Genomic DNA, 22,604 nt, shown 5'->3' on the forward strand with positions numbered 1-22,604 from the left:
TGAGAACGAGATGCTGATAGGTCGGCCCATTCGGAGGCCGCGCCGTAGAGTCGCAATATGGCGGCAGACGCGATTGAGCCAGAGCAGATTCCGCTGGCAGAACTCGACGCCGCCTATGCGGCGATCATGGATGAGATCGTCTCGACCGGTGTTGCACCCCATTACGCCGAGTTGGCCCGCACGGTGGGCGTCGAACCGCGGCGCGCCAAAGCGCTGATCACGCGAGTCATCGACCTCACGCCCGGCTGGATGCACCCCGGCACCGACTGGATTGCGTCGTTCCCGCCGTTCAACAACCAGCCCACCCAGTACCGGGTGAGCGTGGACGGCGAACAGCGCTGGTTTGCCCAATGCGGTTTCGAAGCGTTGGCGTGTCGCTGGCTGTTTCCGGGCTGCACGGTCACCGTGGATGCGCCGTGCCTGCTGGGCGGCGAACCGCTGCGGATCGAGATGCGCGACGAGGAGATCCTGTCCGTCGACCCGCCGACCATGGTCGGCTACACCCGCAGCATGGTCGGCGGCGATGCCGCAAGCCGGCCATTCCGCTGAGCGGGCATGAATCTCTTCCGGTCGGAAGAGCACGCCCGCGACTGGGAGGAGTACGACCCCCGCACGGCGCACCTGCTGCGACCGGTGGAGTGGTGGGCCGACACGTTCTCGTCGCCGATGTTCCGGGCGCGGGCCCGCAGCGACTTCATTACCTGGGCGACGGGTCCCGACGGTGCAGCGGCCTTTGGCGAGTTGCGAGAGCGGCTGGCACCACCGCGCCCCGACGTCAGGGCCACCACCGCAGCGGCGGTAGCACTGAGCAACGTCGACATCAGCGTGGTCCATGACGCGTCGCCCGACGACCGCAGTGTTGAGCGGCAGCTCTTCGGGGAATGGCCCGCAGCGGTGCCGGCGGAGATCGCCCGCCACTGGCGCAACACCGCCAGGGCAATGATCGTGGCCATTCCCGCCGAGCCGCTGCCTGATCTCGACCAGCAGCTGTGGATCGAGACCCGAAGGTCAGCGGTACGCGACGTCCAGGCTGCCACCGGCTGGCTCGCCCGGGCCGATGTGGGCGCCGGCGATGTGCGGCTCACCCATCGCCTGGCACAGATGGGCTGGCAGGGCGAGGTGGCCGATCAGCCCGCGTGGACGGCCATGGAGCAGTCCGCCCGAGCGATCCTCAAGTGCCAGGCGTTGGCTGAGCTGACCTGAGCGGCGTCAGCCCGCCAGCAAGAGCACTGCGTTCAACGTCGCCTGGGCACCCGCTGTTGCGTGCTCAGGGAGGATCGATTCGGCTTCGTTGTGCGACAGGCCGTCGGCGCACGGAATGAACAGCATCCCGGCAGGCGCAACCGTGGATATGTAGCAAGCGTCGTGACCGGCTCCCGAGGTGATGTCGACCGGCTCGAAGCCCGCCGCGACGGCACCTTCCCGCACCGCGTCGACCACGGCGGGATCGAACACGATCGGCGGCGAGTACCAGATCGGCGTGATCTGCGGGCGCGGGAGCGAACGGGCGCTGGGCTGGTTGACGCCGCTCGATGCGGCGCTGGGCTGGTTGACGCCGCTCGATGCGGCGCTGGGCTGCGGGCCGAATGCAGGACTCTCGGCGAACGCCAGCAGCTCGTCGTGCATGGTCTCCAGCTCTGCGGCATCCGGATGGCGCACATCAACGGTCAGCGATACCGAACCAGCCACGGTGTTGCGCGAACCGGTGCCCACCGTGAGCGTGCCGACTGTGGCGCGGCCCTCCGGTGCCCGGCGAGCCGCGATCTCGTCGGCCTCGCATATCAACCGCGCAGCGGCCACCATCGCATCGGCGCGGTGTTCCATCGGCGTACTGCCAGCGTGCGCCGACTGCCCGTCGATCACAACGTCGTACCAGCGAATGCCCTGGACCCCGGTCACTGCGCCGAGCGTCACGTCCGCGGCCTCCAGGATCGGGCCCTGCTCGATATGGGGCTCGATGTAGTGCCCGATCGACCGGCGGCCTGCTCCGTCAGGGGCGCCGCACGGCTCGTCGCCCGCATAGCCGATGCGCGCCAGCTCGCCGCCGAGCGTGGTGCCGTCCACCCCTGGTGCCGCAAGCCCCTCGTCCAGGCTGAACGCCCCGGCAAAGACGCCGGAGCCGATCATCGCCGGTGGGAAGCGCGCTCCCTCCTCATTGGTCCATGACACGACCTCGATCGGCGCCGCAGTGCTGACGTCATGGTCGTGGAGCACCCGCAGCACCTCGAGGCCCACCATCACGCCGTAGGCGCCGTCGTACTTCCCGCCCGTGGGCTGGCTGTCGAGATGGCTGCCGACCACCACAGGCGCCCGCAGCGGATCGGTGCCCTCACGGCGTGCGAACAGATTGCCCATCTGGTCGACGTGGACGGTGCAGCCCAGCTCCTGCACCCACGCCACGAACTGGTCGCGCCCCGCCCGGTCCTCGTCGGTCAGCGCCACCCGGGCGACACCCCCGGCGGCCGTTGCGCCGATCTCTGCCAGGGCATGGAGCGTCTCCCACAGACGCTCGCCGCTCACCGGGTACGGGCTCGTGCTCACCGCCATCTCCTCCGTCGCTCAGTCGAGCGGGCGTGCGGAAGGGGGAATCGGGTACGGGAGCGCCGTATGACCCATGAGGGCCTCGTCGACTGCCGCGGCGCACGCTCGACCTTCGGCGATGGCCCACACGATCAGGCTCTGCCCGCGGCCCATGTCACCGCACACCCACACACCATCGACGCTCGTACGGTACTCGTCGTCGCGCACGACGTTGGAGCGCGCGTCGGTCTCCACGCCGAGCTGAGCCAGCAAGCCCTCCTGCTGCGGCCCGAGGAAACCCATGGCCAGCAGCACCAGCTCGCATTCGAGCTCGAAGTCGGTGCCGTCCACCTTGGCGAACCGGCCGTCGCTGAACACGACCTCGTGCGCTCGCAAAGCCCGCACCGAACCTGCGCCGTCGCTCAAGAACTCCTCCGTGTTCACCGAGTAGACGCGGTCGCCGCCTTCCTCATGGGCCGAGGAGACCCGGTACACCATCGGATAGGTCGGCCACGGGTTGCCCGACGACCGCTCGTCGGGCGGCCGAGGCAAGATCTCGAATTGGTGCACCGACGCAGCACCCTGGCGATGTGCAGTGCCCAGGCAGTCGGCGCCGGTATCGCCGCCGCCGATGATCACCACTCGCTTGCCTGCAGCACTGATCGGCACGTCGGCCGGATCGAGGTCTCCTTCTTGAGCCTTGTTGGCCCACGGCAGGTACTCCATCGCCTGGTGGATGCCGTCGAGCTCTCGACCGGTGATCGGCAGGTCACGCCACTGGGTGGCCCCGCCGGCCAGCACCAGCGCGTCGAAACTCGCCTGCAGATCCGCCACACCGATGTCCACGCCGACCTCGACGCCGGTGCGAAACTTCGTGCCCTCGGCGCTCATCTGGTCGAGCCGCCGCTCAATGTGGCGCTTCTCCATCTTGAACTCTGGGATGCCGTACCGGAGCAGGCCGCCGAGCCGATCGGCACGCTCGAACACCGTGACGTCATGACCGGCACGGGTCAGTTGCTGCGCCGCGGCCAGTCCTGCCGGCCCCGAGCCCACCACTGCCACACTGCGGCCAGTGCGCACGGCGGGCAATTCGGGGCGGACCCAACCCATCTCGAAGGCCTTGTCGATGATCGCGACCTCGACCTGCTTGATGGTGACCGGGTCGGCGTTGATGCCGAGCACACACGCGCCCTCGCAGGGCGCCGGGCACAGCCGGCCGGTGAACTCAGGGAAGTTGTTGGTGGCGTGCAGTCGCTCGATGGCGTCACGCCAGCGATCTCGGTACACGAGATCGTTCCAGTCCGGGATGATGTTGCCCAGCGGGCAGCCCGAGTTGCAGAACGGCACTCCGCAGTCCATGCAGCGACTGGCTTGGGCACGCAAGTCCTCGTCGGCGAATGGCTCGTACACCTCACGCCAATCGCGCAGGCGCACCGGTACCGGACGCCGCGTCGGCAGCTCCCGGTCGTGCCGCATGAATCCCCGGATATCACCCATTGCCAGCCCCTGTGTTGGCGTGCCGGCGGCTGCGCCGGGACAGCGAGCGCGGTTGCCTAGCCATGCGCAGCCCCTGTGTCGGCCTGCTGGCGGCTGCGCCCAGACAGCGGTCGCGGTTCTCAGCCATGCGCAGCCGCCATGACTGCCTCGTCGGGGTCGTGGCCGAGCTCGGCCGCTGCTGCCCGCGCTTCGAGCACGCGCCGGTAGTCCTTCGGCATCACCTTGCGGAAGCTGCGCACCTCGCGGTGCCAGCGACCCAGGATGCGTTGGGCCGGAGCCGAATCGGTCTCGGCGAGGTGCTGGCGCAGCACCGTGCGCACTCTTTCCGCGTCGGCGTCGTCGAGCTGGGGCTCGAGGTCGACCATCTCGGCATTCAGGTTCCGCCAGAAGACGTCGTCGGGGTCGTACACGAATGCCACCCCGCCTGACATGCCCGCGCCGAAGTTGCGGCCGACGGCGCCGAGCACCACCACCATGCCGCCCGTCATGTACTCACACGCGTGGTCGCCCACGCCCTCGACGACGGCGGTCGCTCCGGAGTTGCGCACGCAGAAGCGTTCGCCGACGGTGCCGCGGATGTACGCCTCACCACCGGTGGCGCCGTACAGGATGACGTTCCCGGCGATGATGTTGTCCTCGGCCACAAAATCCGGGTGTGTGTCACGCAGCGGTCGTACCACCAGGCGACCGCCCGACAGCCCCTTGCCGAGGTAGTCGTTGGCGTCGCCATAGAGCCGCATCGTCAGCCCGCGCGGCACGAATGCGCCGAAGCTCTGCCCGGCGGATCCGTTGAACGTGAAATCGACCGTGTCATCGGGCAGGCCATCGCCGCCGTGGGCGGCCGTGATGCGGTGGCCGAGCATCGTGCCGACAGTCCGGTTCACGTTGCTGATCGGCAGCTCGGCCCGCACCAGCTCGCTGCGCTCGACTGCCGGCGCCGCCAATTCGATGAGCTGCTGGTCGAGGGCTCGCTCCAAGCCGTGGTCCTGGCTCTGGGAGCAGTAGCGGTCCTGCGGCCACGGCGTCTCGGGCTCCGCCAGGATCGGCGACAGGTTCAGCCCGTGCGCTTTCCAGTGGGCGACTGCATCGGTGGTGTCGAGCCGATCCACCCGCCCGATGGCCTCCGGCAGTGATCGGAAGCCCAGCACCGCCAGGTACTCGCGGACCTCCTGGGCGATGTACTCGAAGTAGTTCACGACGAACTCGGGCCGGCCGCCGAAACGCTTGCGCAGCTCGCGGTTCTGGGTGGCGACGCCCACGGGGCAGGTGTCGAGATGGCAGACGCGCATCATGATGCAGCCCGAGACCACCAGCGGAGCCGTGGCGAAGCCGTATTCCTCTGCGCCCAGCAGGGCTGCCACGATCACGTCGCGGCCGGTCTTCAGCTGTCCGTCTGTCTGCACCACGATGCGGTCTCGCAGCCCGTTCAGCAGCAGCGTCTGCTGCGTCTCAGCAAGGCCGAGCTCCCACGGCGCACCCGCATGCTTCAGCGACGTCAGCGGCGACGCCCCAGTGCCGCCGTCGTGGCCGGAGATCAGCACCACATCGGCCTTCGCCTTCGACACGCCGGCGGCGACGGTGCCCACGCCCACCTCGGCCACCAGCTTGACGTGGACGCGCGCTGCGGGGTTGGAGTTCTTGAGATCGTGGATGAGCTGCTTGAGATCCTCGATCGAATAGATGTCATGGTGCGGCGGCGGGCTGATGAGCCCGACACCGGGCGTCGAGTGGCGGGTCTTTGCGATCCACGGCCAGACCTTGGGCCCCGGCAGCTGCCCGCCTTCGCCTGGCTTGGCGCCTTGGGCCATCTTGATCTGCAAGTCGTCGGCGTTGGTGAGGTACTCCGAGGTCACACCGAAGCGCCCTGAGGCCACCTGCTTGATGGCAGAGCGCCGCAGGTCTCCGTTGGGGTCCGGCACATAGCGCTCCGGGTCCTCGCCGCCCTCGCCGGTGTTGGACTTGCCCCCGATGCGATTCATGGCGATCGCCAGCGTCTCGTGTGCCTCCGCGGAGATCGAGCCGTAGCTCATCGCTCCGGTGGAGAATCGCTTCACGATCTCGGCAACCGGTTCGACCTCATCGATCGGGATCGGCCCGCCGGGCGCCGGACGGAGCTCGAACAGCCCCCGCAGCGTCGCCAGCTCGGTGGACTGGTCATCCACCAGCTGCGTGTACTCCTTGAAGATCTCATAGCGGCCGGCGCGCGTGGAGTGCTGCAGCTTGTAGACGGTCTCGGGGTTGAACAGGTGGTACTCGCCCTCGCGCCGCCACTGGTACTCGCCGCCTGCCCACAGATCGCGGTGTGCGGCCTCGGTGGGATTGTCGAGGTAGGCGAACTGGTGGCGCTCGGCAACCTCGGCGGCGAGCACGTCGAGGCCTACGCCGTCGAGCTTCGATGTCGTCCCGCTGAAGTAGCGATCGATGAGGTCCGCCCCGAGGCCCACTGCCTCGAACACCTGCGCTCCGGTGTAGCTGGCCACGGTCGAGATGCCCATCTTGGACATCACCTTGAGCACGCCCTTGGTGCACGCCTTGATGTAGTTGCGCTTTGCCGTGCGCTCGTCGACTTCGGTGATGACGCTGCTGCGCACCATGTCATCGATCGACTCGAACGCCAGGTATGGGTTGACGGCGCTCGCCCCGTAGCCCAGCAGCAAGGCCATGTGGTGCACCTCGCGTGCATCGCCGCACTCGGTCACCAGGCCCACCATCGTCCGGGTCTTGTTGCGCACCAGGTGGTGATGCACGGCACCGGTCAGCAGCAGCGAGGGAATCGGCGCGTGCTGTTCGTCGCTGTAGCGGTCCGAGAGGATGATGATCCGGGAGCCGCCGGCGATGGCCTCGTCGACCTGCTCGCACACCTCGGTGATTGCCCGCTCCATGCCTGCACCGCCGTCTTCGGCCGGGTACAGGCCGTCGACTGCGAATGGCCGGTAGTGCTGCGGGCCTCCCGAGACCGCGTCGGTCCGCAGGTCCTCGTCGATGTACAGGATCTTCGCGAGATCTTCATTCGACAGGATCGGGTAGGGCAGCACGATCTGGCGGCACGAGTCCGGGCCGGGCTCCAGCAGGTTGCCTTCCGGGCCGATCTTGGCCTTGGTGGATGTCACCAATTCCTCACGGATCGCGTCCAGCGGCGGATTGGTGACCTGCGCGAACAGCTGGCTGAAGTAGTCGAACAGCAGTCTCGGCCGCTTCGAGAGCACGGCGATCGGCGTGTCGGTGCCCATCGACCCGATCGGCTCGATGCCGGTGCGGGCCATAGGCGCCACCAGAATCCGCAGTTCTTCGGTGGTGTAGCCGAAAGTGCGCTGGCGCAGCGTCACCGAGGAGTGCTGAGGCGTCAGGCTGAAGCGCGGCGGCAGGTCCTCCAGGTGTGCAAGCCCATCGGCGAGCCAATCGCCATACGGTTCTGAGCTCACGAGGTCATGCTTGATCTCGTCGTCGCCCACGATGCGGCCCTGCGAGGTGTCCACCAGGAACATGCGACCCGGCTGCAGGCGACCCTTGCGGATGATGCGGCTTTGGTCGATGTCCGCGACGCCGACCTCGGACGCCATCACGACCAGACCGTCGGCGGTGACCCAGTAACGGGAAGGCCGCAGGCCGTTGCGGTCGAGCACTGCGCCCACGACGGTGCCGTCGGTGAAAGCGATGCTGGCCGGGCCGTCCCACGGCTCCATCAACGAGGCATGGAACTCGTAGAAGTCGTGCTTGTCCTGAGGCATGCGGGCATGGTTCTCCCATGCCTCGGGGATCATCATCAGCACGGCATGGGGGAGGCTCCGCCCGCCGAGATGGAGCAGTTCGAGAACCTCATCGAAGCTGGCGGTGTCCGAGGCGCCCGGCGTGCACACCGGGTAGGTGCGCTCCAGCTGGTTCCGCCCGTCAGCGTCGGTGAACAAGGGGCTCGACAGCGTGCCTTCGCGCGCACGCATCCAGTTGCGGTTGCCCATGACGGTGTTGATCTCGCCGTTGTGGGCGAGCATGCGATACGGGTGTGCGAGCGGCCAGGAGGGGAACGTGTTCGTGCTGAAGCGCGAGTGCAGCAGGGCGAGCGCCGACTCCATGCGGGGGTCACCCAGGTCGGGATAGAACTCTGCGAACTGGCTGCAGGTCAGCATTCCCTTGTAAATGAGCGTCCGGCATGACAGCGATGGGAAGTACGGCGCGGGATCGATCTCGTGCTCGGTGCGCTTGCGGGCGACGTACACGCGGCGCTCCAGTGCCAGTCCTTCAAGGCCGTCTGCTTCCCGCTCTTGTTCCCGATTCTCATCTGATACGGGCTCACGGGCCGCTCGGGCCACGGCTTCGCCATTCGGCTCAGCCTCTCGGCCCTCGGGGGACGGGGCGGCCACGAACAGCATCCGGAACACGGGCATGGGATCGGTCGCGAACTTGCCCAGCAACGAGGGATCGGTGGGGACGTCGCGCCAGCCGAGCACCTCGAGCCCCTCGTCCACCATGATCGATTCGATCGACGCAGCGGCAGTGTCGGGATCGGCGCGGGGCAGGAACGCCGTGCCGACCGCATAGCGACCGGCTGGCGGGAGCTCGAAGTCGCACACCTCGCGCAGGAACCGGTCAGGCACCCCGATGGTGATGCCGATGCCGTCACCGACGTTGGCCTCGGCACCCGTCGCGCTGCGATGGTCGAGGTTGACGAGGCACTGCAGCGCCTGATCGACGACCGCACGGCTCGGCACTCCGGACATGTCGGCCACGAAGCCCACGCCGCACGCGTCATGCTCGAATGCCGGGTCGTAGAGGCCCTGTGCAGCAGGCGGCCCGGCGTGGGGGCCGGTACGCACGGCAGGACGATCGTGGGCGCCTGGCGCGGCCGCAGTGTCATGAGTGGGCATCGGCGACGTCCCGGTGAGCTGTCGGCGCCGGCTTGGCCGGTGCACATTCGAAGCGAGTTCCGATGTCGGAACTCGGCGGCGGCAGGGACGTCGTTGGCCCTGGGAACAAGCAGTGTACCGAGGCAGTGCACGACGGCGGCCGCGGTTGATGAATAAATTTGCAAATTGATGCATATCTGGGCCGTGCACCTGGTAGAGTGAGCACCGTTCTGAGAGATAGGCACGCCGCCATGAACACAGACACCGCACCGGCTTCGCCGGTGCGCAGGGACACAGGACCGGCTTCGCCGGTGCGCCCGGACACAGGACCGGCCTCACCGGCACGCAAGGACACAGGGCCGCTCTCGCCAGTGCGCGTCGGCATCGTGGGCGCGTCCGGCTACACCGGCGCGGAGCTGCTGCGACTCGCGGCGGCGCACCCGTCGTTCGACGTGGTCGCCGTCACCGGCGACACGCAGGCCGGCGCAGCGGTCCGCGACCTGTACCCCAGCTTGGCGGCTGACTTCGGCGATCTTCGCTACTGCGCATACGACCCGGAGATCTTCGTCGGACTCGACGTGGTGTTCTTGGGCCTGCCGCACATGGCCAGCGCGCCCGTCGTTGCCGACCTGTACAAACGCGTCGGCTGCGTGGTCGACTTGGGGTCGGATTTCCGTCTGACCGACCCGACGCTGTACCCGCAGTGGTACGGCGCAGCGCATCCGATGCCGGAGCTGTTGGGCGAATTGCCCTACGGGCTCCCCGAGCTCGGCCGTGAGGCGCTGTTCGGCGCTGCGGGCGTCGCCGTGCCCGGTTGCTACCCGACGGCCGCTGCGCTGGCGCTGGCGCCGTTCGCCCGCGGCGGCCACATCTCGACGAGCGGGGTCGTGATCGATGCCGCATCGGGAGTCAGCGGCGCGGGCCGGGCGCCCAAGCCCAACACGACGTTCTCGGCGGTCGACGAAGACTTCGTGGCCTACGGCTTGCTGGACCACCGCCACACGCCCGAGATCGAGCAGGCGACCGGATGCCAGGTGCTGTTCACGCCTCACCTGGCGCCGATGGTGCGCGGCATTCTGGCAACCTGCTACGCCAGACCGCTGCCGGATTCGATGGGGGGCTTGACCACCGATGACGCCCTCGGCGTGCTGGCAGATTTCTACGCGGACGAGCCGTTCATCGTGGTGCATCGCGACGCCCCCCACACCAAGGCGACGCTCGGCGCCAATACCTGCCATCTGAGCGCCAGGGTGGATCCTCGCACTGGCTGGCTGGTGGTGCTCAGTGCAATTGACAACCTGGTCAAGGGTGCGTCCGGCGGGGCGGTGCAGTGCGCCAACATCGCACTCGGACTCCCTGAGACCGCAGGCCTGCCGACGACAGGGTTGATGCCATGAGCGATCCTGAGCACGCCGAGCAGGTTGAGCGCGCCGAGCTGCTCGTCGAGATGCTGCCGTACATCAGCCGATGGCGAGGCAAGGTGGTGGTTGTCAAGTTCGGCGGCAATGCGATGGTCGACACTGCGCTCACCGACGGCTTCGCCGCCGACATGGTGCTGCTGCGCCAGATCGGCCTGGCGCCGGTCGTCGTTCACGGCGGCGGACCGCAGATCGGCGATCTCATGGCGCGCCTCGGCAAGACCTCGGAGTTCCGCGACGGGCTGAGGGTCACTGACGCAGAGACGCTGGACATTGCACGCATGGTGCTGGTCGGCAAGGTCAACCGCGACATCGTCGGTGCAATCAACGTCCACGGACCGCTGGCCGTGGGCATCTCAGGCGAAGACGGCCGGGTCATCACCGCCACCGCCCGGAACCCCGATCTGGGATTCGTGGGCGAGGTCACCGATGTGAACACCGACCTGCTGGAACGCCTGCTTGCCGAGGGGCTGATCCCGGTGATCTCCACGATCGGCGCTGACGCCAAAGGGCAGGCGTACAACATCAACGCGGACACGGTGGCCGGTGCGGTGGCCGCGGCTCTCGAAGCCGAGAAGGTCGTGTACCTCACCGATGTCGCGGGTCTGCTCGATGATGTCGACGACCCGGAGTCGCTCGTGCGGCGGACGACGGCCGACTCGCTTGCTGCCCGGCTGGCCAGCGGCAGGATCGGCGGCGGGATGATCCCCAAGATCGAAGCCTGCATCAGCGCGGTGAGCAACGGCGTGAACAGCGCGCACCTGCTCGACGGCCGCATTCCGCACGTTGTGCTCGTCGAGCTGTTCACCGATGCCGGTGTCGGCACGATGATCACCCGTGATCGGCCGACAGCCTTGCAAGCCGGCCACTAGCCCAGAACACCGAGAACCCGAACTGCTGGGTACTCCAGAAACCGAGAGCGAGCCACGATCTCATGACGCAGACGACCACAGCAACCAGTGCCAGTAACGGGCTCTCGCCCCATGCTGCCGCCATGGGCGCCGCAGGGCTGGAGCACTGCCCGCTCATGCCGACCTACGGGCCGCCGCCGGTCCAGTTCGTGCGAGGCAGCGGCTGCGAGCTCTACGACCGCGACGGCAAGCGCTACCTGGATTTCCTGGCAGGGCTGGCGGTGACGTCGCTCGGCCACTCCCACCCGGCAGTCGCCGACGCGCTCAACGAGCAGGCGCGCACGCTGCTGCACGTGTCGAATCTCTTCGGCACCGAGCCGCAGGTCGAGGTTGCCCAGACCATCGACCGGTTGCAGGGCGGCGGCGGGCAGGTGTTCTTCTGCAACAGCGGCGCCGAGTCGCTCGAGGGGGCGATCAAGCTGGCGCGCAAGTACGGCGGCCGCGGTCGCTACGTCGTGGTCAGCGCGCTGCGGTCGTTCCACGGGCGCACGCTGGCGACCCTGCACGCCACCGGACAGCCAGAGAAGCACGAGACGTTCCAGCCGCTGCCCGACGGCTTCCGGCACGTGCCCTACAACGACGCGGACGCATTAGAGGCAGCGCTCGACCCCGCCTGCTGCGCGGTGCTGCTTGAGGTTGTCCAAGGCGAGGGTGGCGTGAACGTCGCCGACAGCGCCTACCTGCACCGCGTCCGTGAGATCTGCGACGAGCGCGGCATCGCGTTCATCGTCGACGAGGTGCAGACCGGCTTGGCGCGCACAGGCGAGTGGTTCGGGTGGCACCACCACTTCGACCCGGCCGGAGGACCGACCGGCGCTGCTCGACCCGACATCGTGACCATGGCCAAGGCGCTGGGCAATGGGGTGCCGATCGGTGCGGTCTGGGCGCGCCGGGAGGTCGCCGCCGCGTTCCAGCCGGGCGATCACGCAACCACCTTCGGCGGGCAGCCGCTGGCCGCGAGCGCCGCGCGTGCCGTGCTGCGCACTATGGAGGCAATCGATGCGCCCGCGGTGGCCTCCGCCCGCGGCGAAGAGCTGGCCGGCAAGCTCATGGGCGTTCCCGGCGTCATCGACACTCGCGGGCTCGGCCTGCTCATCGCGGCCGAGATCGACACCGACGCCGCCGGTCGCAGCGGTCCCGAGACTGCTGCCGCATGCTTGGAGGCCGGACTCGTCATCAACGGGATCACGCCGACGGCCGTGCGTTTCGCGCCGCCGCTCGTCGTGTCCAGCGAGCAGATCGACGAGGGGCTTGCCATCTTCGCGAGCGTGCTCGCCAGCAAGGGGTGACTGATCTGATGCGGCACTTCCTGGAAGTCGATGACCTGTCCCCAGACGAGCTGCGCTGGGTGCTGGACGCATCGTCGCGTCCTGCAGTCGACGCGCCCGCAGTCCTGGACGGCAATGGCGTGGCCTTGGTATTCGAGAAGGCCTCGAACCGTACGCGCAACTCGATGGAGATGGCCGTCAAGCAGCTTGGCGGTCATCCCGTCTATATCCGGCCGGAAGAAGTCGGGATGGATGTCCGCGAGACCGCGGAGGACATCGTGCGCACATTGGCCTGCTATCACGCGATCGTCGCAGCGCGTGTCTTTCGACACGGCCATCTCGAACGGATGGCAGCGTGCGAGGCGGTGCCGGTCGTCAACTTGCTGTCTGATGACTCCCATCCCTGCCAGGCGCTGGCCGACCTGCTGACCGTCTCGCAGTGCATCGGGCTCGAACGCACCGGGCGCGTGGCGTTCGTCGGCGACGCCAACAACGTGTGGCGCTCGCTCGCGATCGGTTGCGCCATGCTGGGAATCGAGAGCTCGCTGGCAGTGCCGCCGAGCTATGCACCCGTCGCCGAAACGCTTGAGCGACTCGATGCGCTCGGCGGCACGTTCACGGTCACCGACGACCCGGCCGAAGCCGTCAAGGGCGCCGATGTGGTCTGCACCGACGTCTGGACCTCCATGGGTCAAGAGGACGAGCAGGCTGAGCGTCTCGCTTCGTTCGGTCCCTACCAGGTCACTGCAGATCTGATGTCCCGTGCCGCTGACGGGGCCATCTTTCTGCACTGCCTGCCAGCACACCGGGGCGAGGAAGTGACTGCTGACGTCATCGATGGTCCGGCGAGCAGGGTGTGGCAGCAGGCCGAGAACCGGATGCACGCTGCGCGGGGCCTGCTGGCTTTCCTGGCTGGCACGGCGCCGCATGGAGCGGCGTCGGGCGGCACGGTGCCGCATGGAGCGGCGTCGGGCGGCACGGTGCCGCATGGAGCGGCGTCAACCGGAGCAGTGTCATGAGTACGAAGGCGCAGCGGCAGCATCTCATCCGCGAGCTGCTGGCGAGTCACGAGATCAGCAGCCAGGCGCAGCTGGTCGGCTTGCTGGCGGAGCGCTCAGTGGAGATCACCCAAGCGACCGTCTGCCGTGATCTCGAGGAGCTGGGCGTCGCCAAGATGCGCACTGCCGGGCGCACGGTGTACGCGGTGCCCGAAGCCGACGCACCCGACTCGCTGCCGCCCAACACCCTGCGGCGAGTGTTCTCGGACTGGGTGCTCGACGTGCGCTCCTCACAGAACATCGTGGTGCTGCGCACGCCGCCGGGATCGGCGCACGTCGTTGCCTCGGCGATCGACCGCAGCGCGGTGGACGGCGTGGTCGGAACCGTGGCGGGAGACGACACGCTGTTCATCGTGGCCACAGAAGAATTCGGCGGTCCTGCAGTCGCCGAGCACTGCCGGGATCTGGCCGACTTGTGAGCGTGCGGTCCCGTGTTTGCTGACGACACATCTGCCGACGGCACTCCTCCTGCTGGCACCGCTTCTGGCGACACGCCCTCGCAGTCGATCGGCCCGTCCGGAGCCGGCCCCACCACCCTGTGGCACGGCCGGTTTGCCGGCGCGCCCGCCGATGCTCTCGCGGCGCTCAACGACTCCCTCCCGTTCGATCAGCGCATGTTCGTCGAGGACATCGCGGCGTCGCGGGCTCACGTGTCGATGCTGGCCGCCGTCGGTCTGCTGACCGATGGTGAGCGTGACGACATCGTGGCGGCCCTCGACGAGGTGGAATCCGAAATTGCCGAGGGCCGTATGGTCTGGGCTCCGACCGACGAGGACATTCACACCGCAGTCGAGCGCCGCGCAAGCGAGCTGTGCGCGGCCGCGGCCAAGATGCATACCGGTCGCAGTCGCAACGACCAGGTCGCGACTGACCTGCGCCTGTGGACTCGTGGTGCGATCGACGAGCTGACCGGGCTGCTGTTGGGTCTGGCGCGAACGCTCGCGGCCAGGGCACGAGAGGCACATGCGGGGGGCCTGCGGCTGCCTGGCTACACGCACCTGCAGCAGGCGCAGCCTGTGGGGCTGGCGCATCACCTGGCAGCGCACGCATGGGCGCTGCTGCGAGATGTCGAGCGCTTGGGCGAAGCCAGGCAGCGCACGGATGTCTCGCCGCTCGGTGCCGGTGCACTTGCAGGCTCGACGCTGCCGCTGGATCCCGCGGCCACTGCTGCCGATCTGGGATTCGCAGCGGTCTTCGAGAATTCGCTCGACGCAGTCAGCGATCGCGATTTCGTCGCCGACACCCTGTTCGCATTGGCGATGTCGGGGATCCACCTGTCTCGCCTGGGCGAGGAACTGGTCCTGTGGTCGAGCGCCGAGTTCGGATTTGTCGTGCTCGACGATGCCTTCGCCACCGGCTCGTCGATGATGCCGCAGAAGAAGAACCCCGATGTCGCGGAGCTGGCACGCGGCAAGGCCGGACGGCTGATCGGTCACCTGACAGGCCTGCTGGCAACGCTCAAGGGGCTTCCGCTCGCCTACAACAAGGACCTTCAAGAAGACAAGGAGCCGCTGTTCGACGCAGTCGACACCGTGCGATTGGTGGTCTTGGCGCTCGATGGCCTGATGCAGACCGTCGAATTCAATGCCGCGGCCATGGCGGCAGCTGCCGACGACCCCTTCACGGCTGCCACTGACCTGGCCGAATGGCTGGTGGCCCGGGGCATGCCCTTCCGCGACGCCCATGGGGTCATCGCGGGGCTCGTGCGTCAAGCGCTGGACGACGCAGCGGTCTCCATGCGTGCCCGCCGCCTGACGGAACTGGTGTCCGCACACCCGGATCTCGGCCAGGAGGCTGCACGACTGCTCGCGCCTGGCGCGGCCTACCACAGTCGCTCGACTCCGGGCGCAGGCGGTCCCGATGCCGTGGAAGCTCAACTCGAGCGTCTCGACGCTGCCCTGGCCGCGGACAGCAACGGGCATTGAGCGTGCCCGCGGGCAACCCGCTGCCTCGCGCGTTCTACGAGCGTCCGGCTACTGACGTCGCGCCCGATCTGCTCGGCAAGCTGCTGGTGCACGATCCCGATGGCAGCGCCGAGACGCTGCGCGCGGGCCGCATCGTGGAGGTCGAGGCCTACTGCGGCGAAAGCGATCCCGCGGCGCATTCCCGCAGCGGTCCGACGGCTCGCAACTCCTCCATGTTCGGGCCGCCGGGACACCTCTACGTGTACTTGATCTATGGCATGCATTGGTGTGCGAACGCTGTCTGCGCACCGGCAGGTGTCGGCGACGCGGTGCTCGTGCGCGCACTCGAGCCGATCCATGGCGTACCGCTCATGGCTGCTCTCCGGAGCCAGTCACGGCGTCAGACGAGCTGCCGTGACCTCTGCTCGGGCCCGGCCAAGCTGACCCAGGCCTTAGGCATCGAAGGTGCCCACGACGGCTGCGACTTGACGTCGGCCGAAGGGATCAGCATCTGCGACGACGGCCGGATGCCGGCCGAGGTGACACAGGCTGCGCGCATCGGCATCAGCCGCGGCACCGAGCTCCCATGGCGTTTCTACGACGCCAGCAGCCCGCACGTGAGCACGCGATGAGCCACGGACCCGCGTCGGCTTCGCCGACGCGCAGCGGACCCGGTTTCGTGGGGGCGGCGGCCATAGATGCGCGGCCCGGTGACCTCGCGGCCGCAACCGCACAGGTCAATGCGTTTGTCCCGCGCGACCGGATTCAGGCCCTGCACCGGCGGCGGTTGATCGGCTTTGCTGCCCGTCACCCTGATGCGCTGCATCGCTCGTGCGCCGCCGGACACCTGACGGCATCGGCGTGGGTGGTGAACCACGACGCGACACAGGGGTTGGTGCTGCTGCATCGCAAGATCGGACGCTGGCTGCAGCCCGGTGGTCATGCTGACGGTGAGGGTTCGCTCTCGGGGGTTGCGCTGCGCGAAGCCACCGAGGAGACCGGCATCGACGGCTTGGAGATCTGGACCGAGCCCGTGGACATTGACGTGCACCTGTTCGTCAACCGGAGGCACCCCGAACCCGACCATCTTCACTTCGACGTGCGATTCCTTGTTCGTGCGCCACGCTGTGCCGTGATGCGCGGCAACCACGAGTCCGAAGAGCTGAGGTGGATCGGGCGCGACGAGCTCACCGAGCCCGAACTGGGGCTCGACGCCAGCACGCGCCGGCTGGCTCGATATGGCTTCGACCTCGCCCGCATCGTGAACTGAACCGGTAGAGCAGTCGGGTTGCTGCTGGCGCGTACGGTGAATCCGTGCGCCACCTGCTGCTGCTGGTCGAGAACATCGTCTTGCTGCTCTGCGGTCTGGTGCTGGGATGGATCGCTGTCACCTTTCTGCCGGGCTCGGTGCTGCCGGCAGTCGCTGTCACCGTGGTCTTGGCCGCCGGCGGCCGGCTGCTGTTCAACGGCACGTTCTGGACGGCGGGAATCGGCTTCGTCATCGCAGGAGTCGCCGGCGCTGGGCTCTACATCTCCGACGCAGTGACGTCGCTGGGCGGATGACGGGTTCGTTGTCGTCTTCACCGCTCGTTTCCCCCGTCTCACGCGACGGAGCTCACAGGCCGCTCGGGCCCCGGGCTCAGCCTCTGGGCACAGGTAGCGTGACCGGGTGGACTTCGGCGCCGTGCTGATCGTCGCAGCCGTTGTGGCGGCGCTGATCATGGCCGGCGGCATCGTCGATGTCCTGCGATTGGGTCGCGATCGGTTTGAGCTGGCCGGCAAGCGTCGTTGGCATTGGGTCATGCTGATCATCTACAGCGGTCCGCTGGGCGTCTTGCTGTACGCAGCAGCAGCGCGGCCACAGGTCATCCATCCCGAGCGCTACGCCGAATGATCGCCGACGCAGAACTCGCCATCGAGGCCACTCAGCTCCACAAGCGATACGGGGCACTCGAGGCGGTCAACGGCGTCGACCTGTCGGTCGCGACCGGCGAGGTCGTGGCCTTCCTGGGCCCGAACGGGGCGGGCAAGACCACGACCGTCGAGATACTCGAAGGCCTCCGCACGCGAACGTCCGGGGATGTGCACGTGCTGGGTGTGGATCCGGCGGCGGCCAGCGCTGAGTGGAGAGAGCGCATCGGGGTCGTGCTGCAGGGGGCCAAGCATGAGGGCGATTTCACTGCCGCGGAGATCGTGACGATGTGGTCCGCCTACTACCGCTCACCTCGCCGGGTGGCCGAAGTGCTCGAGCTAGTGGGGCTCAGCGATGCTGCCGGCACCCGGACCCGACGCCTCTCTGGCGGTCAGCAGCAGCGTCTCGCAGTGGCACTGGCCCTCGTCGGCGACCCCGAGCTGGTCTTCCTGGACGAGCCGACGACCGGCTTCGACCCAGCCGCTCGCCGCGAAGCTTGGGAGACGATCGGCGGTCTGCGCTCGCTGGGAGTGACGGTCATGCTGACCACTCACTACATGGACGAGGCCGACCACCTCGCTGATCGCATCGTGGTCATCTCGCGCGGGCAGATCGTGGCCGATGGCACCGCTGCGGAACTCGCCAGTCACGTCGCCATGCCGACGCGAATCAGCTGGGATGCCGCACAGCTCGGCCACGACGAGCTTCCCGAGGGGCTGCGAGAACTGCTGGACACCAGAGGGCCGCCTGGGCCGGCAGGCACGTCAGAGGCGTCGGCGCGCGTTCCCGAAGGACTCGTGATTGCCACTCGAGACGTCGACGCTGTCGTCCGGCAGCTGCTCGCGGCGGCTGAAGGCGCCGGCATACGTCTGGATTCCTTGGCCGTCCGGCCGCCGACACTCGAGGACACCTACTTGGCCTTGACAGGGGAGGGGTCTGCGGGAGACGGGTTGCCGGGAGCTGACTCGACGGGAGTCACGACGTGAGCAGACTGAGCCAAATCCGCAGCGAGACCAAGTTCAACTTGCTGGGATTCCGGCGCAGCCCTGCAGCCACCTTCTTCACGGTGATCCTGCCGCTCGTCTTTCTGGTGATCTTCACCTCGATCTTCGGCAACTACACCATCAACGCGACCGGGGCACGGGTCGCCACGCAGTATGTGCCCGGGATTCTGGCGCTGGCGCTGGTCTCGGCAACCTTCATGAACCAGGCCATCTTCACGGTGGTCAAGCGCGAGAGCGGTGTGCTCAAGGCCATGCGGGCAACACCGCTGCCGCCCTGGGTCTACGTGGGGGGCTCGGTCGTGTCGTCGCTGGTGCTGACGGCGATGATGACGGTGCTGGTGATGGGCATCGGGCGGATCGCCTACGGCGTCGGGATCCAGGCAGGAGCGTTGCCCAGCCTGTTCGTCTCACTGGCCATCGGCACGGCGGCATTCTCTGCGCTGGCCTTGGCAGTCACCTGTATGTGCCCCAGCGAGCAGGCGGCGCCTGCGATCACCAACATGTTCGTGCTGCCGCTTTATTTCGTCTCCGACGTTTTCGTCATCACGTCGTCGGGCCCGCCTCGCTGGATGGGCCTCATCGGCGACATCTTCCCGATCAAGCATCTCGCGCACGCGCTCAGGCACACGTTTGATCCGTTCATTGACGGTGTGCCGGTACCGGTCGGCAACTGGCTGGTGATGGCGGCGTGGGGCGTGTTCGGCGTGCTGGTCACCGTGCGCTTCTTCCGCTGGACGCCCCGCGGCTAGCCCGACGTCGGGACCCGCCCACCGCACACGGGCGGTGGCATCGCCGCGACCTGATGGCGCTACCCGTCAGGCAGGCTGGCTGTCGCGCCGCAGCTGTGCTGCGGGCAGGCTGGCTGTCGCGCCGCAGCTGTGCTGCGGGCAGACTGGCACGGTGGATGTCCTGGCTGACCTCGAGGCGCGTGGTCTGATTCATCAGACGACCGACCGCCAGGCGCTCGCGGAGCGCTTGGAGAGCGGCCCGATCACGGTCTATTGCGGTTTCGACCCCACGGCGGCCAGCCTCCACGTCGGCAATCTCATGGGCTTGCTGACGCTGCGGCGGCTGCAATTGGGCGGCCACCGTCCGATCGCCCTTGCCGGCGGCGCAACGGGCATGGTCGGTGATCCCAGCGGGCGCTCGACCGAGCGGAATCTGCTCGATGACGACGCGCTGGCAGGCAATCTCGAGGGAATCGTCCCGCAGCTGCGCCAATTCCTGGACTTTGACGATGGGCCCTACGCGGCGCGGCTCCTCGACAACCGTGCGTGGACGGTCGGCGTCGGCGTCCTCGACTTCCTGCGAGACGTCGGCAAGCACGTCACCGTGCAGCAGATGGTGGGCAAGGAATCGGTGCGCAACCGTCTCGACGAGGGCGACGGCCTGTCCTACACCGAGTTCAGCTACATGCTGCTGCAGGCGTACGACTACCTGTGGTTGGCGGAGAACGTCGAGTGCGAGCTGCAGGTCGGCGGATCGGACCAGTGGGGCAACATCGTGCTCGGCATCGACCTGATCCGGCGACGGCTGGGACGCGCTGCGCATGCGCTGACCTGGCCATTGCTCGCGCGCAGCGATGGCACCAAGTACGGCAAGACAGCGGGCGGCGACACGCTGTGGCTGAGCGCGGATGCCATGAGTCCGTACCGCTTCTACCAGGCGTGGATCGGTGTCGACGATGTTGATGTCGCGAAGCTGCTGGCCCAGCTCACGTTCCTCGACATGGCCGACGTGCGGGAGATCGCTGCTGCGCACGACGCCGATCCAGGGCGGCGCGAGGGACAGCGGCGTCTCGCGGCCGAGATCACGGGCATCGTGCATGGCGACGCGGCGGCCGCGGCTGCGGCCGGTGCCAGCGAAGTGCTGTTCGGCGGGACCGCTTCGCTGAGCGAAGTATCCGCCTCGGCGCTGGCGTTCGTGGCCGCAGAGGTGCCATCGCGCCCGCTGCGAGCGCTTGATGCGTCTGTCGTGGATGTGCTGGTCGATGCCGAATTGGCCCAGAGCCGCAGCGAGGCGCGCAGGGCGCTGGCCGAGGGCAGCGTGTACATCAACGGGGACCGCACCAGCGATCCCGACCGCCTCGTCGGGTCGAATGACCTGCTGTTCGGCCGCTATGTGCTGCTGCGGCGGGGCAAGAAGCGCTGGCACGTCGCGACTGCTCCCTGAGACCCACGCGGCCGCGATGAATCGGCCGCTGTGAATGGTTGCGGCAGTGCGGCGCCGCCTGTATTCTCGTGCCTCCCCCTCACGGACGGATTTGCCGTCCAGAGGGGTCCGACACCTCCGGCGGTGTCGCCCGCAGCGCTCTTTCACAGAGGGCAGTGGCAGGCGCCGATCGAGTGTCAGCTGCCGGCGGACTCGCCTCAGCAGCGCTCCTTGACAACAGAACAGAGGACGAAAACGCCAGTGCGGGCGATCGGCTGCTGGATTCCAGCCGCTGGTCGAACCACACAGCCGGTCCGCGGTCAACCCATGACCGGGGACCAACTTGTTCGTGCCGTCTCATCAGGCTCGCCTCGAGCGAGCCCACGTGCGACGGTGCACCAATTCCAGCCAGTCGTCGCGGGAAGAGGGATTCCCTCGGATCGTGGCACAGGCTCTTCGATCGTGCCGGTGATGGATTGCGGCTCAGCCGTACGACATTGCGGGCTTGATCTCGACGGAGAGTTTGATCCTGGCTCAGGACGAACGCTGGCGGCGCGCTTCATCCATGCAAGTCGAACGAACCCGAGACTTCGGTCTCAATGGGAAAGTGGCGAACGGGTGAGTAACACGTGAGAAACCTACCCCGGAGATGGGAATAGCCCAGGGAAACCTGGATTAATACCCAATACCCTGCCTGCACCTCATGGTGTGTTCAGGAAACGCTCCGGTGCTCCGGGAGGGTCTCGCGGCCTATCAGCTTGTTGGTGAGGTAACGGCTCACCAAGGCATCGACGGGTAGCTGGTCTGAGAGGACGATCAGCCACACTGGGACTGAGACACGGCCCAGACTCCTACGGGAGGCAGCAGGAGGGAATATTGCGCAATGGGCGAAAGCCTGACGCAGCGACGCCGCGTGGGGGAAGAAGGCCTTCGGGTCGTAAACCCCTTTCAGCAGGGACGAAATTGACGGTACCTGCAGAAGAAGCGCCGGCCAACTACGTGCCAGCAGCCGCGGTAATACGTAGGGCGCAAGCGTTGTCCGGATTCATTGGGCGTAAAGGGCTCGTAGGCGGTTTGGTAAGTCGGGTGTGAAAACTCAGGGCTCAACTCTGAGACGCCACTCGATACTGCCATGACTAGAGTCCGGTAGGGGAGTGTAGAATTCCTGGTGTAGCGGTGAAATGCGCAGATATCAGGAGGAATACCGATAGCGAAGGCAGCACTCTGGGCCGGTACTGACGCTGAGGAGCGAAAGCGTGGGGAGCAAACAGGATTAGATACCCTGGTAGTCCACGCCGTAAACGTTGGGCACTAGGTGTGGGTCCCATCCAACGGGATCCGTGCCGTAGCTAACGCATTAAGTGCCCCGCCTGGGGAGTACGGCCGCAAGGCTAAAACTCAAAGGAATTGACGGGGGCCCGCACAAGCGGCGGAGCATGTTGCTTAATTCGAGGCAACGCGAAGAACCTTACCTGGGTTTGACATGTTGGGGACAGCCGCAGAGATGCGGCCTCCTTATGGTCCCATCACAGGTGGTGCATGGCTGTCGTCAGCTCGTGTCGTGAGATGTTGGGTTAAGTCCCGCAACGAGCGCAACCCTTGTCCTATGTTGCCAGCGCGTAATGGCGGGGACTCGTGGGAGACTGCCGGCGACAAGTCGGAGGAAGGTGGGGACGACGTCAAGTCATCATGCCCCTTATGCCCAGGGCTGCAAACATGCTACAATGGCCGGTACAAAGGGCTGCGAAACCGTGAGGTCAAGCGAATCCCAAAAAGCCGGTCTCAGTTCGGATTGGAGTCTGCAACTCGACTCCATGAAGCCGGAGTCGCTAGTAATCCCGGATCAGCAACGCCGGGGTGAATACGTTCCCGGGCCTTGTACACACCGCCCGTCACACCACGAAAGTTGGCAACACCCGAAGCCAGTGGCCCAACCCGCAAGGGAGGGAGCTGTCGAAGGTGGGGTTAGCGATTGGGGTGAAGTCGTAACAAGGTAGCCGTACCGGAAGGTGCGGCTGGATCACCTCCTTTCTAAGGAGTCACCTCCGAGAATGAGACCACCGTGGTCTCAGATCTCAGACGGAGATTCCCAGTTGGAGCACTGGTGCTGTCTGTATCTG

18 protein-coding genes and 1 rRNA gene are annotated in these 22,604 nt (G+C 67.2%); 16 read left to right on the plus strand and 3 right to left on the minus strand.

Annotated elements, in window-relative coordinates; all coding sequences use genetic code 11:
• Positions 1-57 precede the first annotated feature (57 nt).
• Together merB and ACOGI5_RS10610 are read left to right on the plus strand one after the other, a co-directional pair.
• Positions 58-549, plus strand: a complete 492-nt coding sequence (gene merB, locus ACOGI5_RS10605) for an organomercurial lyase (protein WP_419864389.1) — start codon at positions 58-60, stop codon at positions 547-549.
• A gap of 6 nt (positions 550-555) precedes the next feature.
• Positions 556-1,203, plus strand: a complete 648-nt coding sequence (locus tag ACOGI5_RS10610) for a hypothetical protein (RefSeq protein ID WP_419864390.1) — start codon at positions 556-558, stop codon at positions 1,201-1,203.
• Positions 1,204-1,209: 6 nt separating this feature from the next.
• On the opposite strand, the gene ACOGI5_RS10615 is transcribed toward ACOGI5_RS10610, so the two are convergent.
• The 3 genes from ACOGI5_RS10615 to gltB all read right to left on the minus strand — a co-directional run bounded on the left by ACOGI5_RS10615 (position 1,210) and on the right by gltB (position 8,879).
• Positions 1,210-2,547: a M20 family metallo-hydrolase gene (locus tag ACOGI5_RS10615; RefSeq protein ID WP_419864391.1), complete on the minus strand. Its 1,338-nt coding sequence runs from the start codon at positions 2,545-2,547 to the stop codon at positions 1,210-1,212.
• Between the two features lie 12 nt (positions 2,548-2,559).
• Positions 2,560-4,017: a glutamate synthase subunit beta gene (locus tag ACOGI5_RS10620; protein WP_419864392.1), complete on the minus strand. Its 1,458-nt coding sequence runs from the start codon at positions 4,015-4,017 to the stop codon at positions 2,560-2,562.
• Positions 4,018-4,136: 119 nt separating this feature from the next.
• On the minus strand, positions 4,137-8,879 hold the full coding sequence (gene gltB / locus ACOGI5_RS10625; protein ID WP_419864393.1) for a glutamate synthase large subunit: 4,743 nt from the start codon (positions 8,877-8,879) through the stop codon (positions 4,137-4,139).
• A gap of 230 nt (positions 8,880-9,109) precedes the next feature.
• On the opposite strand from gltB, the gene argC reads away from it, so the two are divergent.
• The 14 genes from argC to ACOGI5_RS10695 all read left to right on the plus strand — a co-directional run bounded on the left by argC (position 9,110) and on the right by ACOGI5_RS10695 (position 22,515).
• On the plus strand, positions 9,110-10,255 hold the full coding sequence (argC, locus tag ACOGI5_RS10630) for an N-acetyl-gamma-glutamyl-phosphate reductase (RefSeq protein ID WP_419864394.1): 1,146 nt from the start codon (positions 9,110-9,112) through the stop codon (positions 10,253-10,255).
• Positions 10,252-11,148, plus strand: a complete 897-nt coding sequence (gene argB, locus ACOGI5_RS10635) for an acetylglutamate kinase (RefSeq protein ID WP_419864395.1) — start codon at positions 10,252-10,254, stop codon at positions 11,146-11,148. Before argC ends, argB begins: the two co-directional genes overlap by 4 nt.
• A gap of 62 nt (positions 11,149-11,210) precedes the next feature.
• Entirely contained in the window at positions 11,211-12,476 is a 1,266-nt protein-coding gene (locus tag ACOGI5_RS10640) for an acetylornithine/succinylornithine family transaminase (RefSeq protein ID WP_419864396.1), read from the plus strand.
• A complete protein-coding gene (gene argF, locus ACOGI5_RS10645) occupies positions 12,473-13,474 on the plus strand; it encodes an ornithine carbamoyltransferase (protein ID WP_419864397.1) in 1,002 nt (333 codons plus the stop codon). The genes ACOGI5_RS10640 and argF overlap by 4 nt, the downstream gene beginning before the upstream one ends.
• Positions 13,471-13,932, plus strand: coding sequence for an arginine repressor (argR, locus tag ACOGI5_RS10650; protein WP_419864398.1), 462 nt, complete (start codon positions 13,471-13,473; stop codon positions 13,930-13,932). Before argF ends, argR begins: the two co-directional genes overlap by 4 nt.
• A gap of 12 nt (positions 13,933-13,944) precedes the next feature.
• Complete coding sequence (argH, locus tag ACOGI5_RS10655; RefSeq protein WP_419864399.1) at positions 13,945-15,438, plus strand: argininosuccinate lyase; 1,494 nt, start codon at positions 13,945-13,947, stop codon at positions 15,436-15,438.
• Complete coding sequence (locus ACOGI5_RS10660; protein ID WP_419864400.1) at positions 15,435-16,049, plus strand: DNA-3-methyladenine glycosylase; 615 nt, start codon at positions 15,435-15,437, stop codon at positions 16,047-16,049. Before argH ends, ACOGI5_RS10660 begins: the two co-directional genes overlap by 4 nt.
• Positions 16,046-16,687: an NUDIX hydrolase gene (locus ACOGI5_RS10665; protein ID WP_419864401.1), complete on the plus strand. Its 642-nt coding sequence runs from the start codon at positions 16,046-16,048 to the stop codon at positions 16,685-16,687. The genes ACOGI5_RS10660 and ACOGI5_RS10665 overlap by 4 nt, the downstream gene beginning before the upstream one ends.
• Before the next feature lie 44 nt (positions 16,688-16,731).
• Positions 16,732-16,980, plus strand: coding sequence for a hypothetical protein (locus tag ACOGI5_RS10670; RefSeq protein ID WP_419864402.1), 249 nt, complete (start codon positions 16,732-16,734; stop codon positions 16,978-16,980).
• Between the two features lie 106 nt (positions 16,981-17,086).
• Positions 17,087-17,311 carry a hypothetical protein gene (locus ACOGI5_RS10675; protein ID WP_419864403.1) on the plus strand — a complete coding sequence of 75 codons (225 nt, stop codon included), beginning with the start codon at positions 17,087-17,089 and terminating at the stop codon, positions 17,309-17,311.
• Positions 17,308-18,315 carry an ABC transporter ATP-binding protein gene (locus ACOGI5_RS10680; RefSeq protein WP_419864404.1) on the plus strand — a complete coding sequence of 336 codons (1,008 nt, stop codon included), beginning with the start codon at positions 17,308-17,310 and terminating at the stop codon, positions 18,313-18,315. The genes ACOGI5_RS10675 and ACOGI5_RS10680 overlap by 4 nt, the downstream gene beginning before the upstream one ends.
• Positions 18,312-19,082, plus strand: coding sequence for an ABC transporter permease (locus ACOGI5_RS10685; RefSeq protein ID WP_419864405.1), 771 nt, complete (start codon positions 18,312-18,314; stop codon positions 19,080-19,082). The genes ACOGI5_RS10680 and ACOGI5_RS10685 overlap by 4 nt, the downstream gene beginning before the upstream one ends.
• A gap of 151 nt (positions 19,083-19,233) precedes the next feature.
• Entirely contained in the window at positions 19,234-20,505 is a 1,272-nt protein-coding gene (gene tyrS, locus ACOGI5_RS10690) for a tyrosine--tRNA ligase (RefSeq protein ID WP_419864406.1), read from the plus strand.
• 490 nt (positions 20,506-20,995) lie between these two features.
• A 16S ribosomal RNA gene (locus ACOGI5_RS10695) occupies positions 20,996-22,515 on the plus strand.
• The last annotated feature ends 89 nt before the right edge of the window (positions 22,516-22,604 follow it).

The sequence above is a fragment of the Candidatus Poriferisodalis sp. genome, assembly GCF_965208925.1.
Taxonomy (GTDB): Bacteria; Actinomycetota; Acidimicrobiia; order Acidimicrobiales; family Poriferisodalaceae; genus Poriferisodalis.

What these genes read in the sequence shown, in the direction of transcription:
- merB (WP_419864389.1), top strand. Translation starts at nt 58, where the DNA reads ATGGCGGCAGACGCGATTGAGCCAGAGCAGATTCCGCTGGCAGAACTC.
- ACOGI5_RS10610 (WP_419864390.1), top strand. Translation starts at nt 556, where the DNA reads ATGAATCTCTTCCGGTCGGAAGAGCACGCCCGCGACTGGGAGGAGTAC.
- ACOGI5_RS10615 (WP_419864391.1), bottom strand. Translation starts at nt 2,547, where the DNA reads ATGGCGGTGAGCACGAGCCCGTACCCGGTGAGCGGCGAGCGTCTGTGG.
- ACOGI5_RS10620 (WP_419864392.1), bottom strand. Translation starts at nt 4,017, where the DNA reads ATGGGTGATATCCGGGGATTCATGCGGCACGACCGGGAGCTGCCGACG.
- gltB (WP_419864393.1), bottom strand. Translation starts at nt 8,879, where the DNA reads ATGCCCACTCATGACACTGCGGCCGCGCCAGGCGCCCACGATCGTCCT.
- argC (WP_419864394.1), top strand. Translation starts at nt 9,110, where the DNA reads ATGAACACAGACACCGCACCGGCTTCGCCGGTGCGCAGGGACACAGGA.
- argB (WP_419864395.1), top strand. Translation starts at nt 10,252, where the DNA reads ATGAGCGATCCTGAGCACGCCGAGCAGGTTGAGCGCGCCGAGCTGCTC.
- ACOGI5_RS10640 (WP_419864396.1), top strand. Translation starts at nt 11,211, where the DNA reads ATGACGCAGACGACCACAGCAACCAGTGCCAGTAACGGGCTCTCGCCC.
- argR (WP_419864398.1), top strand. Translation starts at nt 13,471, where the DNA reads ATGAGTACGAAGGCGCAGCGGCAGCATCTCATCCGCGAGCTGCTGGCG.
- ACOGI5_RS10665 (WP_419864401.1), top strand. Translation starts at nt 16,046, where the DNA reads ATGAGCCACGGACCCGCGTCGGCTTCGCCGACGCGCAGCGGACCCGGT.
- ACOGI5_RS10680 (WP_419864404.1), top strand. Translation starts at nt 17,308, where the DNA reads ATGATCGCCGACGCAGAACTCGCCATCGAGGCCACTCAGCTCCACAAG.